We start from the raw sequence: 11,890 nt of genomic DNA on the forward strand, positions 1-11,890 counted from the left end.
AAAAAACTTGTGCCAGGGAAGCGGCAACTGATGCAAGTTCGGGCCGCAGCTGGCGCAAGTCTTCAGGCGGCGTGAGGGCATGTGGGAGACTTGTGCCCGATACTTGACAAGTCTTCAGACTTGCCGTTAAAATTCCAGGACAAGACCTGATAGTTCGCCACCAGTCTGAAGACTGACATTGTAACAGGCACAAGTCTCTCCGGCACACCTGGCCATCGCGGGAAGACTTGCGCCAGTTCAGTTTGATGTAAGGAATTAGCACAACGTGATGGCTGAATGCAGATCATCAGTGTGTGTGTCATACTGCACACATTCCGTAGGGCGCGTCTTGCACAACGCACATCACACACTACCCCGTGCACTCATCGCTCACAGCATACGTTTATCGTCGATTTAAAAAAACCACGTAGGGGTTAGTGTACACTTCGTTCGTCATTTTTTCTGAATCCCCGCCGCATTTTTCAGGTAAGAAGAGGTCTCTGTCGACAGAGGAGAACATTGGCATTGCGCATACTACTTAATAAATACTTTGTACGTGTACTTAACCTAAAAACCTCGATCCACATGAAAACACAAAAACCCAAAATCCAACGTTATGCCTGGAGCATTGTTGCACTGTGTGTGCTTGGCTTCACTGCAACATTTGCGCAGACACCTGTGCAAAAGAATGGAAAACTCAGCGTTTGTGGCACCAAGTTGTGCAACCAGTATGGTTTTCCCATACAACTTCGCGGCATGAGCACGCATGGCATCCAATGGTATGGTTGGGGCAGCTGCCTTACGGAAGCATCGCTCAATGCGCTGGCCAATGACTGGGGTGCAGACATCCTGCGCATCTCTATGTATGTGCAGGAAGGTGGCTATGAAACCAATCCCACCGCCTTCACTAACCAGGTGATCACACTGGTAAACGAAGCCACCGAACGTGGTATGTATGCCCTGATAGACTTTCACCAGCTGGACCCGGGTGACCCGAACTACAATACCACCAGGGCAAAAACTTTCTTCACCGCTGTGGCCAATGCATTCAAGGATTATAACAACGTGATCTATGATATTTGCAATGAGCCCAATGGCGTGGGCTGGAATACCATCAGGAACTACGCCACACAGGTGATCCCCGTGATTCGCGCCATCGATAGCGATGCCGTTGTGCTCGTGGGCACCCATGGCTGGTCTACCTTCGGCGTGTCTGGCGATGGTACCTTACAGGACGTTGTCAATAACCCCTTGCCCTACTCAAACGTCATGTACACCTTCCATTTTTATGCAGCCTCACACGGTCAGGCATACATCGATATGCTCGACGATGCCTCGGATGTGCTGCCTGTTTTTGTGACAGAGTTCGGAAGCCAGACCGCCAGCGGCGATGGCACCAACAACTTCACCCGCACGCAGCAATACATCGACCTGATGCGAACAAAAAAGATCAGCTGGTGTAACTGGAACTACTCCGACGATTTCCGTTCCGGCGCTGTATGGCTGGAAGGTACCTGCTCGGCAGGCCCGTGGACGGTAAGCCGGTTGAAGCCCGCGGGGGCATGGATCCGCGATCGTATCCTTTCGCCCGCCGACGATTTTCCCGGGGGAGGTAACGTGGCGCCTACGGTGAACATTACGGCTCCGGCGAATGGTGCCGTGTTCACCGCCCCTGCTTCAATAACCATCAACGCCAATGCCGCCGACGCCGATGGCAGCGTTACCAAAGTAGAGTTCTTCCAGGGTACCACCAAGCTGGGTGAAGACCTCACCAGCCCTTACAGCTTCACATGGTCTGGCGTCGCCACCGGTAGTTATGCGCTTACCGCCAAAGCTACGGACAACGGATCCGCCACCACAACGTCCGCGGCCGTGAACGTCACTGTGCAAAGTGCACCGGGATGCCAGCCCGTGAGCGCCAGCGCTGACGATGGCAATGTGCCCGCCAATGTGCTGGATAACAACTTAAGCACGCGCTGGTCGGCCAACGGCGATGGCCAGTGGATCCAGTTCTGTCTTGCCACCCAGCAAACCGTGAACGGTGTATCCATCGCCTTCTACAACGGGAACACGAGAACTTCCTCGTTCGACATCCTTACGTCGCTGGATGGCACCACCTGGTCTGCCGCGCTCACAAACCGTACCAGCAGCGGCACAACGCTGAACCAGGAAACATTTTCATTCAGCCAGCGTGCTGCGAAATATGTGCGCATCGTTGGCCATGGCAACAGCGTAAACCTTTGGAACAGCTACACGGAAGTAGACATCCTCACGGTCACTGCGCCAGCCTGCGAACCGGTAACGGCCAGCGGTGACGATGGCAACGTGGCAGCGAACGTGCTTGACAACAATACGGCCACACGCTGGTCTGCCAGCGGCGAAGGTCAGTGGATCCAGTTCTGCCTCAACACCACCAGCACCGTCAGTGGTGTACAGATAGCTTTTTACAAAGGCACAGAGCGGAGGTCGATCTTCGATGTGCTCGTATCCACCGATGCCGCCAGCTGGTCTACCGTAGCCACGGGGCTTCAGAGCAGCGGCACAAGCCTCGCGCTCGAAACTTTCTCCTTCTCTCCGGTAACAGCAAAGTATGTGCGCATCGTAGGCCACGGCAACACCCTGAACGCCTGGAACAGCTACACGGAGGTAAGGATAACCACAGCAGCTTCTGCCTTAAGAGCGATGGAAACGGGTCAGAGCGTTTCGTCTGAAAATGTGGTGAGCAGTTATCCCAACCCCGCGCGTGACCAGGTTACCATCTCTTACAAAATAACAGAAGCCGGAAGGGTGCATCTATCCTTATACGACATGAGCAACGGCCGCACTACTGCACTGATCGACGCGCACCAGGAGGCTGGCCATCATCAAACCATCGTGGACACCAGGTCGCTTTCCCGGGGCTTGCATGTGATCAGGCTGATCCACCAGGGCAAAGTGCACATTGAAAAACTGGCAAAGCAGTAACCCACTCACCTACAACGGAAGAAGGGGATGCAGCTCATGCCCTTCTTCCTTTCACATCGTATTAACCGCACAGATCAAATACCCGCCCGCCTAATGTAACTATCAATCCCTAACCCAAGATGTATGAACAAAAAACCAAACCTCGTCCGGTCATGGCACATCCTGTGCCTGATCATTATCATTATCACACACTGGCAAAGCATCGACGCAATAGCGCAGACCTTGCCGGCGAACTTTCAGCGTGTAACCGTAGCCACGGGCCTGAACACGCCTACTGCCATGGAGTTTACGCCGGATGGCAGGATCCTGATCTGCCAGAAGGGCGGTCAGTTGCGCGTTTATAAAAACGGAAGCCTGCTTTCCACCCCGGCCGTCACACTATCGGTGAATACGGCAGGTGAACGTGGGCTCATCGGCGTAACCGTGGATCCGGCCTTCACTACCAACGGTTTTGTGTACCTCTACTACTCTACTTCCGGCACAACCAAGAACAGGGTAAGCCGCTTTACCATGAGCGGAGATGTGCTGACGAATGAGCAGGTGATCCTCGATTTCCCCAACGATATGCACATGTATCACAACGGCGGGGGTATCACCTTTGGCGCCGATGGCAAGCTCTACGTGCTCGCCGGTGATGATACCAATACTGCAAATGCCCCGGATCTCGACAGTCCTTTTGGAAAAGTGCTCCGCATCAATTCCGACGGCACGGTACCTGCTGGCAACCCGTTTACCGGTGGAACGGTACGCAGCAAAGTATGGGGCTACGGCTTGCGAAATCCCTACACCCTGGCTCGTGACCCACAATCGGGCAAACTTTTCATTAACGATGTAGGCAATGCTACCTGGGAAGAGATCAACGATGCCACTACAGGCGGAAAGAACTTCGGGTGGCCCTCCAAGGAAGGCATGTGCACCAGTGGTTGTACGGGACTCACCAACCCTGTTTACGTTTACAGCACCAACAGGAGTTCACCACCGCCCAATGGCCAGGGCTGCGCCATCAACGGCGGCACTTTCTTTAACGGCGCCATCAGCAACTATCCCACTACCTACAATGGTAAGTACTTCTTTCTCGACTATTGCGGCGGGTGGATCGACTATATCAATCCCGCGGTAGCATCGCCCACACGTACTCTGTTTGCCAGTGGCCTGCCCGACGGAATGGTGTACATCAAACAAGGCATCGATGGAAACCTCTACTTCCTCAACATCAATAACGGCAGCCTCTACCGCATTGTCTACACGCTCAATAACCAGGCACCCGTCATCACGCAGCAGCCACAACCGCTTACCGTGCCCCAGGGAGGCACCGCTACCTTCAGTGTAACCGCTACGGGCTCGCAGCTCACGTACCAGTGGCGCAAAGGCACCACCAACATTGCAGGCGCTACCGCTGCCACGTACACCATCACCAATGTGCAATCTTCACATGAGGGAAGTTACAATGTAATGATCACCAACCCGGGCGGGAGCGTCACCAGCAACAACGCAACGCTCACGGTAACAGCGCTGCCCACGGCCACCATCACCACACCCGCCAACAACACGATGTTCAGGGCCGGTGATGTGATCAGCTATGCGGGCACCGGCACAGATCCCGAAGATGGAACATTGCCACCCGGCGCGTTCGAGTGGTTCCTCGACTTCAGGCATGAAAACCATGGCCATGGTGGTCCTGAGCTTGTTGACGGTGTCACCAGCGGCTCGTTCATCATCGATACGCGCGGCCACGCCGAGACCCATGTATGGTACAGGTTATACCTCGTGGTGACTGACTCCGATGGCGCTAAAGACACCGCCATGGTAGAGCTCTTCCCGGTGGTATCAGACCTCGCGTTCAACACGGAACCCGCAGGACTGCAGGTGCTGGTAGATAACATCCCGGTGTCAACACCGCTCAATACAGAAGGTGTCTCCGGCACCACCCGGCCCATTGCGCCCGTCTCGCCACAGACTGTGGGAAGCACAACGTATGTATTCGACCGGTGGGCACACGGTGGCCCCGCTTCTCAAACCATTACGATCACTGACAACGCCGCCAGCTACACGGCCATCTATAAAGTTGCTCCTGCGCCGGTGATCCTCACGCCCACACACGATGCGTATGTACGAAACGGGATCCATGCCGGCACAACCCATGGCACCACCGATGCCGCCAACCTCATTGTGAAACGTGCACTTGCCGCGCAGGTAGACAACACGCGGGAGACCTATCTTAAATTTGATCTCACCACCATCACGGGCGCCATTGCTGCCGTGCAATTGAAGGTATTTGGCCGTATAGAAGACGCCACGCTCACAAACCTTCCTGTAGAAGTCTTTTCTTCGGCCAACACCACCTGGACCGAGTCAGCCATCACCTGGAACAACAAACCCGCCACCTCAGCCACAGCGCTTGCATTGGCTACCGTTACAGATGCTACGGCCAGGTACTACACATGGGATGTGACCGATTATGTGCGGAACGAAGTTGCAGGTGGCCGCAGGGTTGTGACCCTGGTGATGAAGAGTGTGCCGGAGCATAACCCCAGAACAATGTGGAATTCGAAGGAGACGGGCTCCAACCCACCACAGCTCGCCGTGGTCACGGATGCGGGTGGCAATGCATCGCCTGTTACATCGATCACCTCCCCTGCCGGCGGCGCCACCTTCACCGCACCTGCGAGCGTTACTATCGAAGCCAGCGCTGCTGATAGTGATGGTTCTATTACCAAGGTGGAGTTCTTCAACGGAACCACCAAGCTCGGCGAAGACACGTCAGCACCTTACAGCTTTGCCTGGACCAACGTGCCCGCAGGCGGATATGCGCTGCGCACGGTTGCCACGGATAATCTTGGTGCCACGGGTACCTCGTCAACCGTAAACATCACGGTGCAGGCCGCGCCCTCATGCCCCGCCGCAATAGCCAGCGCCGACGATGGAAACGTGCCTGCCAATGTACTTGACGATAACCTCAGCACACGCTGGTCTGCCAATGGTGACGGCCAGTGGATCCAGTTCTGCCTGCAAACTGAACAATCTGTACGCGGTGTGGCCATCGCTTTTTACAGTGGCAATACACGGGTCTCCAACTTTGATGTGCTCACGTCGATGGATGCAAACACATGGACTACGGCGGCAGCGGGGTTGAGCAGCAGCGGCACATCGCTCGATCCGCAAAACTTTACATTCACACCGCGCACGGCAAAACATGTGCGCATTGTAGGTCATGGCAACAGCGTAAACCTTTGGAACAGTTATACGGAAGTGGACATCCTCACCGTGACTGCGCCGGCCTGCGAACCGGTAACGGCCAGTGGTGACGATGGCAACGTGGCGGCTAACGTGCTTGACAACAATATGGCCACACGCTGGTCAGCCAGCGGCGATGGGCAATGGATCCAGTTCTGCCTTAACACAACGTCTACGGTCAGTGGCGTGCAAATTGCATTTTACAAGGGTAACGAAAGACGGTCGATCTTCGATGTGCTTGTTTCAATGGATGCTGCTGCGTGGACTACCAGCGCCACTGGCTTGCAGGGCAGCGGAACAAGTCTTGCGTTAGAGAATTTCAGCTTCTCTCCGGCAACGGCCAGGTATGTACGCATTGTAGGCCACGGCAACAACCTGAACGCCTGGAACAGCTATACCGAAGTAAGGATCACCAGCACATCGGCACTGACCAGCTCAACGGGTGATAATGCCACCTTGCGCGAAGACTCCGACATCAGCAGCCACCCTAATCCCGCTGACGGACAGGTGACCATTACCTACCGTGTGCCCCGGGAAGGAAGGGTTATCTTATCGGTGCACAGCACGGGTAACAACAACGCAATCAAACTCGTTGATAAAGTACACGCCGCCGGCACTTATCAGTTCATTCTTGATACGCGGTCTTTTGCACGGGGTGTTCATGTTCTGAACCTGGTTACGTCGGAGAAGACCACGACACACAAGCTGCTCAAGAATTAAAAAGGAAGTCAGAAGCCAGGAGGAGGAGTCATGAGAAGGAGTAAGGAGTAAGAATTAAGGAGTAAGGAGAGTGCAGCGTTGATTCATAGAATCGTGTAAAAAAGAGCCGGGTGAGGAACCTGGCTCTTTTGTTTGGTTGTTTTGAGTAGTCTACTTCGCCCCGTTCGTCGTATGCAAGTGTCCAGGCATAATTTTCCCAGCCATCCTTTGAGGTGAAGTGCGTCATCGCAAAATGAATTACCTTTGTATGAACTTCATCAAGGCATGGAAAAGGATGTTGCGATCATGATGGCTGACTTGACAGGATACACTGCCATGACAGATGCGCATGGAGGTGCGTCTGCCGCGAGGATCGTGCACAAGTATATGGAGCTGGTAGACAGTGCCCTGGCGGGAAGCGCAACAGTATTTCAAAGGATCGGCGACCAGGTTGTCATCCTCGCCGATAGCCCCTCCGATATGTTATCGACCGCGCAACGTTTAAACCAGCTCACCGGCGATGAGCATCACTTCCTGTCGATCCATGCCGGGCTTCATTTTGGGTCAGTCTTCATCGAGGGCAATAACCTGTTCGGGTCTACCATCAACATTGCCGCACGCATCATGAACATCGCACAACGCGGCGAAATACTCTGCTCACAACGTTTTCTATCCGGGCTCACCAGCGCTGCACCTTTCAGATCTGTCGGCATGCATAAATTGAAGAATGTGCCGGAGCCATTGGAGTTGTTCCTGCTCGACGAGCCCGTAAAATTTCCTTTACATATCGATCCGGTTTGCCACATGCAGATAGACCCGGCAAGAAGCACCTACGCCGCTACACTCGGTCAGACCACCTACCATTTTTGCAGTGCGCATTGCCGCGATCGTTTTACGGCGGACCCGGAAGCCTTTAGCTGACCACTATCCTGCCAGGCGATGACCGTTGTCATTCGAGACGGCATGCGACGGTGTTATTTTTCGGGCCACCGCATAAATCTCAACGCCGTATGTTTAACGAAACGAGTTACAGGATCCAGCGAGAATGTTTTCTGCCCCGGTCAAATGAGCAGAAAAAGATCCAAAAGACGTGGTTCAATCAAAACACGATCGATACCTGGCGGCATATAAGAATGTATACGCCGCTTACACCGCTGTTAAAAGCTTTTCCCGGAACACGCTGGCTGACCGTAGGAGATGGCCGTTATGGATTGGACTCGGTCAGGCTGAAACAGATTGAGCCATCGCTCCGGATATTGCCCACCGACCTCTCCCCTTACCTTCTTGAGGAAGCGAAGAAAGAAGCTATCATCGAAGATTACCGGGTTGAGAATGCCGAGTTCCTGAGCTTTCAGGATAATGAATTCGATTTTGCCTTCTGCAAAGAGTCGTACCACCATTTTCCAAGGCCTTATCTCGCCGTATACGAAATGTTACGGGTTTCCAAAAAAGGTATCATTTTCATCGAACCGAATGACAAATATCCGCAGCCGGTCTTCCGGAGCATGCTCGATAAAATTCTTCACCTGATGAAGAGAACCCGTGGTGGCAGCATTGCTCACCGCGATGCAGCTTTTTACGAACCAGCCGGCAATTACATTTATACGCTGTCGAAAAGAGAAGTTGAAAAGGTTGGCCTGGGTCTTCAGCTTCCTGCGGTTGCCACCCGGTATTTCAACGATCACTATGAAGAAGGTGTGGAGTTTGAAGATGCCTCGGATGCCTCTAAACTTTTTGCCAAGGTGAAAAAGAAAATTGCCTGGGGGAAATTGAAATGCGACCTCGGGCTATCATCACGGTCTAACATCATTGCCTGTATCTTTAAAGAGCTGCCCGACCCAAAAACATTGGACCTGCTGAAGAAAGAAAACTTTGAGATCAACCTGCTGCCACAAAATCCCTTTCTCAATAAAAGCTGATGTACAGAGGCACTCTCAGTCACTTGAGGCAAAACTCACAGGTGAAGTTCAGTCCTCCCGCACTGGTAACTGGCAACCGGCAACTATTCCAATATCTGGTATCCAATGGGCTTGAATGAAAAGTTATTTGATTTTTCGGCAGCGCAGGCCGTCATGCCCACCAGCAGGTCCATCGCAGCTTCGATCACTACATGGTCACCTGCTTTACTTTTCGGAGGCAGCACATTTATTTTTCCGGTCCGCCCATCCACATCCACGTGCATAAAAATGTTAAAACAAACCGGGATCTGATCTCCTTTGATGCCATAAGGCTCCAGCGCGGCCAGCAGGTTTCCGAAACAACCACGGTGCGGTTTCTCATGGCCGTAGATGATGCGGAAGGTATCTTCACTGCAAGGGGTCAGCAAAAAGTCGTGTCGTCCCACAGTATCCTCTTCCATCCTGAACATGATGTTGCTCCGGTTGGAATAAAAGTTATGTCCTGTGGTGAGAAAGATGGTATCGGCATAGTCGATCGTTCTGCCTGATGAAAGATACTCAGCCTTATCATTAAGATTAAAACAAACAAAGTCGCTGACCTGCTCACCCTGCACATCTTCAACGCGCAAGCGCTGACCTTTCCGGAGGATGAAGGCGACACCACTACGGGGAGGAATGATCTTTGTTTGGATCATGTTTTGCGATAAACGGACATTTCCAGGTACTGTCATATTGAACACCACTATATTGAAACACTTCAGAGGCCTCACCAAAATCAGCCAGCATGGGATTTATCGAACCGGATAATTTCAGATCCCGTTTTCGCACAGCCTGCCGCATCGGCATGTATTTATGGGCCGCACGTAATTTTTGAAATTGCTCGTGCGGATTGAACACCAGCGCAGGGTAGCTGAATTGTCGTGCCTTACGACTGCTGTTGGCGTGAAGCCCTATCACATAAAATGCCTCTTCCTTAATACTGAAGCTGAAATCCGGAGAAGTCACATCCTGCGCTACCCGGCGGTCCCAGCGAAAGTGCATCGCATCGAGATCGGAGATCGACTGGAGTCTTTTCCACAGCATGGTGTCAAACATTTTTTCGTCACACTGCTGCGGCTCTTTGAAAAGCACCACCGCGCTGTGATAGAGATCACCTGCCTTTCTGAAGGCATCGACAAACGTATAAAGGAATTGCAAAATATCGGCATCGTCTTTCGGACACGCCAGATGATCGGCCACCAGTATGCGGATCCCGTTCTCCGATAACGCGGCTTTGGCGGCTATGCAGGGAAATTCTTTGTCCCTGATGAAGTCGAGATACGCTTTCGCAATATGGGTGTGATCGACTGCCATGCTGTTTCTTTATCCGTTGGAGGCTGGCACATAGTATTGCGCAGTCGAATTCGAAAAACGGTCTGTGACTGGTAACCTCGCGCTCGCCGATGTAAACTCAAACGATGAGTCGAGTTTACTGAGAACGTTAAAATGTTCTTTGGCCTTCCTTGAAAATCTCAACCCTTCAGCATAGCTCCAGCGCGGAATACCCTGCCGGTAATTCTGCATGGATATTTTGTAAAGGATCGCCCAATGATCAACAAGGATCTTGCACGCCGTAAAAAGACTGTTGCGATTACCATAGACGTGATGGGGTTCGGCGCCGCATCCGTTGTATTCCAGGATCGAAAAATTACGCCCGCATTTCAGATCCTCTATCGAAGCACATTTTATATCGTAACGACCGTAATAGAAGTTTTTGCTGTAATGGCTCAGGTCATCAAATATTTTCAACAACCTCGCATCTTTCTCATGTTCCAGGCTCACCAACCTGCCGCCACGACTCAAATTCAGCGCATGCGATAACGCGAAACGATCGCCTGCGGGAATGATCGTGCCGAGTTTACTTTCATGTTTGGAGAGCAGTTCTTTCTGCCTGAACTGCGCGCGCGGGTAGCTCGCAATGAGCTCTCTTAACGTGCGTGTACCGTCACCGGTAACTTCCATCGGTTCCTTTTTCAGGAACCCGGTGATATGACCCGTGGCCTCCTGCGGATAACGATAATAGAATACACTGACCTCCAGGGGATACGTGACCAGCTCCTGGATGATATAGTCTACCGGCATCACCGCGTGATATTGCTGGAGCTGCTCAGTGGACTCGACCTTCCTGAACATAAACCCCATCATGCCTGCGTTGGGCTTCACCGCTAATGGAAAAGACAACTGATGATTTGCCAGGTGAGCGTTGATCTCCGAAAACGACATCGATGGAGAAACATAAACACTCTTCGGATAGGTTGACGGCGGCAACTGATCGTAGATCTCTTTCTTGGTCTCGCCAATAAAACCTCCGAAAATGATACCTGGATTAGAGGGCATGAAAAACCAGAACGACCGGGCTTTCAAACAATTCCAGAGCCAGAATGGTCCGATGAGAATGTACTTTATAAACCAGTGCCAGTCCTCCCAGTGCGTTATATAATAAATCGCTTTTCTAACCATACCCCTCTTGCCTACCCTAATTCATAATTCTAAAAAACAATGCCGTCATGCCCCGATTCTTCCGAAAACGTCGCCCGCCCACAAAAAAATTGTAACGGCCGCTGGAATATAGCCGCTCGATCTGTTTAGATTTGAGATATTAATCCCGATAGCTATCGGGATGAGATTGGAGACCAGTTACCGGCGCTCACGGAAGTACTTGCGCCATCATCTTATGTCTCATATCTCACATCTAACGTCTCACATCTATCACCTATGTTCATTATCAACCTGAATTACATTGTTCCGCTGGAGAAGCTCGATGCACACATGACTGACCATGTGAAATTCCTGCAGAAGTACTATAAGAAAAATGTGTTCGTGGCCTCGGGCCGCAAGGTGCCGAGAACCGGTGGCATCATCCTGGCGCTGGCGGGCTCGAAAGAAGAAGTTGAGCAGATCATCAGCGAAGATCCGTTTTACACACACAAGCTTGCAGAATTCACGATAACGGAGTTTCTAACATCTCAATATCATCCTGAGCTGAAGAAGCTTCTGGGGAAAGGCTGAGGGTTTCAGTCCTGCCTGGAAAAATACCCTGATGTAAGATTATAGTGAATTGAATATTTTTTCTCATT

8 protein-coding genes are annotated in these 11,890 nt (G+C 52.2%); 5 read left to right on the top strand and 3 right to left on the bottom strand.

The annotated features are described in order from the left end of the window. The first annotated feature begins 564 nt into the window (after positions 1 to 564). The 4 genes from KK083_RS03280 (at position 565) to KK083_RS03295 (ending at position 8,795) form a co-directional block, all read left to right on the top strand. Positions 565 to 2,943 carry a cellulase family glycosylhydrolase gene (locus tag KK083_RS03280; RefSeq protein ID WP_254160670.1) on the top strand — a complete coding sequence of 793 codons (2,379 nt, stop codon included), beginning with the start codon at positions 565 to 567 and terminating at the stop codon, positions 2,941 to 2,943. A gap of 123 nt (positions 2,944 to 3,066) precedes the next feature. Continuing rightward, positions 3,067 to 6,897, top strand: a complete 3,831-nt coding sequence (locus tag KK083_RS03285) for a PQQ-dependent sugar dehydrogenase (protein ID WP_254160672.1) — start codon at positions 3,067 to 3,069, stop codon at positions 6,895 to 6,897. A 264-nt stretch (positions 6,898 to 7,161) separates the two neighbouring features. Next, a complete protein-coding gene (locus KK083_RS03290) occupies positions 7,162 to 7,797 on the top strand; it encodes a YHS domain-containing protein (RefSeq protein ID WP_254160674.1) in 636 nt (211 codons plus the stop codon). A gap of 89 nt (positions 7,798 to 7,886) precedes the next feature. Beyond that, a complete protein-coding gene (locus tag KK083_RS03295; RefSeq protein ID WP_254160676.1) occupies positions 7,887 to 8,795 on the top strand; it encodes a class I SAM-dependent methyltransferase in 909 nt (302 codons plus the stop codon). Positions 8,796 to 8,878: 83 nt separating this feature from the next. Here the strand turns inward: KK083_RS03295 and KK083_RS03300 are convergent, their stop codons facing one another. Genes KK083_RS03300 through KK083_RS03310 form a run of 3 tightly spaced genes read right to left on the bottom strand, consistent with a single transcriptional unit; the run spans position 8,879 to position 11,150 of the window. Then, positions 8,879 to 9,469, bottom strand: coding sequence for a DUF1989 domain-containing protein (locus KK083_RS03300; protein ID WP_254160678.1), 591 nt, complete (start codon positions 9,467 to 9,469; stop codon positions 8,879 to 8,881). Continuing rightward, complete coding sequence (gene gntA, locus KK083_RS03305) at positions 9,438 to 10,127, bottom strand: guanitoxin biosynthesis heme-dependent pre-guanitoxin N-hydroxylase GntA (protein ID WP_254160680.1); 690 nt, start codon at positions 10,125 to 10,127, stop codon at positions 9,438 to 9,440. The genes KK083_RS03300 and gntA overlap by 32 nt, the downstream gene beginning before the upstream one ends. A gap of 9 nt (positions 10,128 to 10,136) precedes the next feature. Further along, complete coding sequence (locus KK083_RS03310) at positions 10,137 to 11,150, bottom strand: hypothetical protein (protein ID WP_254160682.1); 1,014 nt, start codon at positions 11,148 to 11,150, stop codon at positions 10,137 to 10,139. Between the two features lie 378 nt (positions 11,151 to 11,528). On the opposite strand from KK083_RS03310, the gene KK083_RS03315 reads away from it, so the two are divergent. Continuing rightward, positions 11,529 to 11,822 carry a YciI family protein gene (locus KK083_RS03315; RefSeq protein WP_254160683.1) on the top strand — a complete coding sequence of 98 codons (294 nt, stop codon included), beginning with the start codon at positions 11,529 to 11,531 and terminating at the stop codon, positions 11,820 to 11,822. The last annotated feature ends 68 nt before the right edge of the window (positions 11,823 to 11,890 follow it).

The sequence above is a fragment of the Chryseosolibacter histidinae genome (assembly GCF_018598225.1).
GTDB lineage: Bacteria > Bacteroidota > Bacteroidia > Cytophagales > Cyclobacteriaceae > Chryseosolibacter > Chryseosolibacter histidini.

Excerpts from the sequence above, each read along its gene's own strand:
- KK083_RS03280 (WP_254160670.1), top strand. The coding sequence starts at position 565 with ATGAAAACACAAAAACCCAAAATCCAACGTTATGCCTGGAGCATTGTT.
- KK083_RS03285 (WP_254160672.1), top strand. The coding sequence starts at position 3,067 with ATGAACAAAAAACCAAACCTCGTCCGGTCATGGCACATCCTGTGCCTG.
- KK083_RS03290 (WP_254160674.1), top strand. The coding sequence starts at position 7,162 with ATGGAAAAGGATGTTGCGATCATGATGGCTGACTTGACAGGATACACT.
- KK083_RS03295 (WP_254160676.1), top strand. The coding sequence starts at position 7,887 with ATGTTTAACGAAACGAGTTACAGGATCCAGCGAGAATGTTTTCTGCCC.
- KK083_RS03300 (WP_254160678.1), bottom strand. The coding sequence starts at position 9,469 with ATGATCCAAACAAAGATCATTCCTCCCCGTAGTGGTGTCGCCTTCATC.
- gntA (WP_254160680.1), bottom strand. The coding sequence starts at position 10,127 with ATGGCAGTCGATCACACCCATATTGCGAAAGCGTATCTCGACTTCATC.
- KK083_RS03310 (WP_254160682.1), bottom strand. The coding sequence starts at position 11,150 with ATGCCCTCTAATCCAGGTATCATTTTCGGAGGTTTTATTGGCGAGACC.
- KK083_RS03315 (WP_254160683.1), top strand. The coding sequence starts at position 11,529 with ATGTTCATTATCAACCTGAATTACATTGTTCCGCTGGAGAAGCTCGAT.